The organism is Paracoccus sp. SY, from assembly GCF_002901215.1.
In the GTDB taxonomy this organism is placed as follows: Bacteria; Pseudomonadota; Alphaproteobacteria; order Rhodobacterales; family Rhodobacteraceae; genus Paracoccus; species Paracoccus acridae.
In genome coordinates this window covers 1-3,973 of the sequence record NZ_NWMQ01000104.1, presented here as the reverse complement: position 1 = coordinate 3,973, position 3,973 = coordinate 1, and the positions used below count along the sequence as shown (strand labels likewise).

Below are 3,973 nucleotides of genomic sequence, written 5' to 3'. Positions count from 1 at the left end.
GCTGGCCTTGGTGCAGGCCCGCACGGCGTCCAGTGTGCAGGCGCCGCCTGCAACCGAATCCAGGATAGTGCCTTTGGAAACGCCGTTGCAGCCGCAAATCTCCGCTTCAGGCGGCAAGGCTGCAACGGCCGCCATAGGGTCCGGGGCGGCACCCCCCTGGAAGGCCGGGCCGAAGATCAGCGTGTCGCGCATGTCGCTGATGTCGGTGCCGTCCTTCATCAGGCCATAGAACCAGGCACCATCCGCGGTATCGCCATACATGACCACGCCGACGATGCGGTCGCCTTCCAGCACCAGTCGCTTGTAGATGCCGCGTCCGGGGTCGCGGAACACGATATCCTCGCGCCCCGGTGCGTCGGCGAAATCGCCCGCGCTGAACAGGTCGCAGCCCGTCACCTTCAGCTTGGTCGCGGTCTGGACAGGGGCAAAAATCGCTGCCTCTCCCAGCAGCGTCTTCGCCAGAACCTTGGCCTGGTCGTACAGGGGGGCGACAAGGCCAAAGACCTGGCCTCGATGTTCCACGCATTCGCCAAGCGCGAAGACGTGCGGGTCGCTGGTGCGCAGGGCGTCGTCCACGACAATGCCGCGCTCGACCTCCAGATGCGTGTCATTGGCCAGCCGCACCTCGGGGCGGATGCCCACGGCCATGCAGACCAGGTCGGCGGGATAGACGGTGCCGTCCTCCAGCAGCACGGCCTCGGCCCGGTCGGTGCCCAGGATGGCCTTGGTCGCGCCCTTGCAGTGGACGGTGATGCCGCGCTTTTCCAGGTCGCGCTGCAGCAGGTATCCCGCCGCCGGATCAAGCTGGCGTTCCATCAGGTGCCCCATCAGATGGATCACGGTCACGCGGGCGCCGCGTGCGGCCATGCCTGCCGCGGCCTCAAGTCCCAACAGCCCGCCGCCGATCACCACGGCGTCCTTGCCCGCCGTGTCGATCATCGCCTGCGTGTCCTCGAGGTCGCGATAGGTGACGACGCCGGGCAGATCCTTGCCCGGCACCGGAATGATGAAGGGCGCCGAGCCCGTGGCGATCACCAGGGCGTCATATGGCGCGCCGCCGCTGTTCGAATAAACCACCCGGTTCTTGCGGTCGATGCGGACCACCGGCTCTCCGAAGCGGCAATCGACGCAGTGGGTGGCATACCAGGTGTCGTCATGGGTGACGATCTGGTCATAGGTCTTTTCGCCCGACAACACCGGCGACAGCATCAGCCGGTTATAGTTGCCGCGCGGCTCGGCGTTGAACAGGGTCACGTCCCAGGCATCGGGCGCGGCGTCGAACAGTTGTTCCAGCATCCGGCCCGAGGCCATGCCCGCCCCGATGACGACAAGTTTCTTCTTCATGGCTGGCTTCCTTCCTTATCAGGCAGCTTGCGGGGTCATGCGGGTCCGGCGGATCGACAGGTGCATCCACAGCGTGCAGGCAGCGACGAGCAGGAACAGCAGCCCAAAGCAGCTGGCCCAGCTGCCGGTCGTGTCCCTCAGCAAGCCAAACAGCAGCGGCAGTACGAACCCGCCAAGACCGCCGATCATGCCGACCAAGCCGCCCACGGCGCCCACGTTCTGCGGATAATAGGTCGGAATGTGCTTGTAGACGGCGGCCTTGCCCAGGCTCATCGCGAAGCCCAATGCGAAGATCACTGCCAGGAACCCTCCCACCGGCAAGCCCGGCAGCAGCGCGAGGATGCCTGTCGCAGCCAGTGACACCAGGAACGTCGCATACATTACGCTGCGCGCCCCGATCCGGTCGGACAGCACCCCGCCATAAGCGCGGAAGATCGAGGCGGGGATCGAATATGCCGCGCCGATCAGGCCGGCGGTCTTCACGTCAAAGCCGTAAACGCCGATCAGGTAATGGGGCAGCCAAAGTGCCAGGGCGACGAAGGCCCCGAAGCTGAAGACGTAATAGGCCGAGAAACGCCACACGCGCAGGTTCCTCAGCGGTGCGAATTCCGCCCGCAGGCTGCGCAAGGGCGCGTGGGCGCCGCGCCGGGCGGCGGTGACGGGATCCTCCTTGGACAGCATCCAGAAGGCCAGGGCGGTCAGCGCCAGCACCCCCGCCCAGATTTGCGCGGTGGCCTGCCAGCCGAAGGCGATCATGACAAAAGGTGCCGCGAACTTGGTCACCGCCGCGCCGACATTACCAACGCCGAAGATCCCAAGCGCAGTGCCCTGCCGCGTCCCGTCGAAGAAGCGGGATACATAGGCCACGCCCACGGCGAAGGACCCCCCAGCAAGGCCGACGCCCAGGGCTGCCAACAGCATCTGCGAATAGGTGGTGGCCCAGGACAAAAGAAAAGTTGCAAAGGCCGCGGCCAGCATGGTGAGCGTATAAACGGCCCGCCCGCCGATGCGATCGGTGGCGATGCCTAGCACGATGCGGACCGACGATCCGGTCAGGATCGGCATGCCGACCAGCAGGCCGAACTGGGTGTCGGACAGGGCAAGCTGGTCTTTGATCTGGAGGCCGATGATCGAAAAGATCGTCCAGACCGCAAAGCAGACAGTAAAGGCTGCGGTGGACAGGCTCAGCGCACGACGCGCATCGCCGAGGGAGGAGGGAAGTGGGGCTGACATGGATGCTCCGATGGCTGACGAGATCAGGGGCTGCCGGAAAGCGTGCGGCGTCGATGCCCCGCGGGGCTGGCCACACCGTTACACTTCAGGAAATGCCGCATCGTTGCGAGCGGGCCGGTGGCGCATCGTTGCGCCGGGCCATGGATCAGTCCTTAGCGTGTTGGAAGCGGCCAAGCCCAGCCTTTCGGTGTTGATCTCGGCACACGAGCCTTCCCGGAACGCAAATAGGACCAGTTTGTGGAAACAGTGCCTGCGTTTTGGTCAGTTTGCAGACGCCCGCACGGCGGGATCAAAGGTATAGTCGGTATAAATCCGTCCATGCAGAATCATGATGCCCAACCAGACGGTGACCTGCACTCGTTGGGATGAACTCTTTTGGCGGGACCAGATCCGTTGGCGGGTCACAATTCAACCTGAGCTGAATGACCAGGAGCCGCAAGATACGGCTACCTTCATCACCGGAAATCCCACTCCTTTGCTTTCCTGGCATCCAGATGAAGATCACGGATATACGCGACCCATTTCCTTGGCCCAGTGCAGGTCACGCCTCAGGGACTGCGTCTTTCGGATGGTTGAGCCGACCCCGACCAAAATCACGTAATTTCCGGGAACATGTGCAGACCCGGTGGGTTGGTTAATTGCTCTCGCATGCAAGGGAGGTACCACTATCAAAGATAGATATGTCCCACCACCCACTTCGTTCACCTGTTAACCCGGCGCACATCGCCCTTTCTCCAAGGCTGCGCGCCTAGCAAAAGAGCTGGTTGAGCACTTTGCCACGCAAAAAAGCAGGGGAACGATGTCGATCCGACATATACTTACGGTCTGTGAAAGCACGCCCAAGACGGTCGGATCGCAACACTACTCTCTCTAGGAACAAAAACAGGGGGTGGCGGCTCTGAGAGCCGTCTCCCCCACCGTGGGATAATCGCTCAGAGGTGCTCCGCCAAGCTGGCCAAGCCGTTCGGGTGCTGACTAGCCTGCCATCCATCACATCGGAGGATCTGCAAAGGCAGCTGGTTTGTGGGCAGTGATCTCCCACCCCGATGATTTCCACCCTGCCCTTTTTACTGCACCGGACGGCGGAGGTGCCCTCTGCAGATCCGTCGCTGGAAGCAGTCAGCCGTGATCTCCATGTCGAATGTGGAACAAGAACTCGAAGTTCAGGTGAAGGCAGTGCTGCGCCAGGTCGAAAGGGGCGCCACCTTTACGTAATCAGGGGATCATCAACGGGACGTTTCACATCCCAGGACGGCTCTTCCTGTGCTAACGTTTTCCTAGCGGCGCCTTCCACCGCTGCCGCGATGATACCTGAGCCTTGAAGCGAGGCCTTCATGAAGACCGCATGCATCGGCACAGCCGTTTGGCTCCTGTGCGGCACCACGCTCCATGCTGG

General features: G+C 62.8%; 3 protein-coding genes. All 3 read right to left on the bottom strand.

Translation table 11 applies throughout. The annotated features are described in order from the left end of the window. Positions 1–1,344 (bottom strand): FAD-dependent oxidoreductase (locus CK944_RS21650; protein WP_146038752.1); only part of this gene is annotated, 1,344 nt, incomplete at its 3' end. 18 nt (positions 1,345–1,362) lie between these two features. Then, a complete protein-coding gene (locus CK944_RS21645) occupies positions 1,363–2,577 on the bottom strand; it encodes a nitrate/nitrite transporter (protein ID WP_103175113.1) in 1,215 nt (404 codons plus the stop codon). A 1,207-nt stretch (positions 2,578–3,784) separates the two neighbouring features. Next, positions 3,785–3,973: hypothetical protein (locus CK944_RS23850; RefSeq protein WP_205049135.1), on the bottom strand; the 189-nt coding region annotated here is incomplete at its 5' end.

What these genes read in the sequence shown, in the direction of transcription:
- CK944_RS21645 (WP_103175113.1), bottom strand. Translation starts at nt 2,577, where the DNA reads ATGTCAGCCCCACTTCCCTCCTCCCTCGGCGATGCGCGTCGTGCGCTG.